At 59.7% G+C, this 1,195-nt stretch carries 1 protein-coding gene; it reads right to left on the bottom strand.

The genetic code is table 11. From position 1 onward, the window contains the following. Window positions 1–61 precede the first annotated feature (61 nt). The coding region (locus V6584_RS07895) for a cytochrome ubiquinol oxidase subunit I (RefSeq protein ID WP_340486380.1) at window positions 62–1,195 on the bottom strand (1,134 nt) is incomplete at its 5' end.

Below are 1,195 nucleotides of genomic sequence, written 5' to 3' on the forward strand. Positions count from 1 at the left end.
AACAACAGGAACCCGGCAAACAACAAACCAATCACACCAAACCACAAACCCTGAAGAAAACTCATGCCAACACCACCCTTTGTGCAGCGTTTCCAGCCATTTCCCTGGAGGGGGCCAGACCTTCTCCCCGGTAGTCAGGTCCCTGATGAAGAACCCGGCGCGCGTAGAAGATCATCACCCCACCCATCAGGAGGAAGAGGAGGAAGTAAACGATATTCGTAAACAGGAGCGACGGTACGTTCGCGGTCGGAGACACGCCGTCTGCTATGGTCTGCAGACCATAGACCAGCCAGGGGTAACGCCCCAGCTCGGTGATCAGCCAGCCGCCGGTGTTGCCCACAAAGGGCAGATAGGTGCAGATTCCCAGGATCCAGAGCTTCCAATTGCTGGACCAGAGCGTGTCCTTGGACCTCCTGGTGAACCAGAGGGCCAGGGCGGCCAGGATGAGGGAGGCGAAGCCGACCGCCGCCATGAACCTGAAACTCCAGAAGAGGGTGGTCACCGGCACGTAGTAATCCATGTCCTTGCCGAACTTGGCGTCATACTTCTCATGCAGCTCCTTGTTGACCGTGTTCATCCCCTTGACCGAGCCCGAGGTGCTGTGATACGAGAGGAGGGAAAGCATTTCGGGAATCTCGATCCCCTTGGATGTCTTGTCGCCCTCGTTGATCAGTGAGACCACGGCCCAGGGGGCGGGGTCGCCGGTGTCCTCGTAGATGCCTTCTGTGGCGGCGAATTTCATGGGCTGGTCATCGATGATGAACCTGGTCTGCAAATCCCCGGCGACGATGACCAGTATCGACCCGACAATCGCGATGACCGCGCCGATCCTGAGGGACTTGGTGAAGAAGGCCCGCTTGGAACCTGCCCCCTCCCCGTCTTCCTCGACGGCGACTTCAGCGGAACCCGACCCCGGGACGGGTGAGACGGCGGCATGCTGCTTGCGGTCGCGCAGGAGGCCCCAGGCGCTCATGCCCAGTATGACCATGCCGGCCGTCAGGACGGCCCCGAAGAAGACGTGGGGGAACTCCCGCCACAACTGCGGGTTGGAGAGGACATCCATGAAGTTGGTCATGCGCACATGCCCTGTGGTCTTGTCGATTTCGAAGCCGGTGGGATGCTGCATGAAACTGTTCGCAGCCAGGATCCAGATCGCCGACAGGGAGGAACCCAGGAACGTCAACCAAATGAACAC

The organism is Bifidobacterium favimelis (assembly GCF_037963085.1).
Lineage (GTDB): Bacteria > Actinomycetota > Actinomycetes > Actinomycetales > Bifidobacteriaceae > Bombiscardovia > Bombiscardovia favimelis.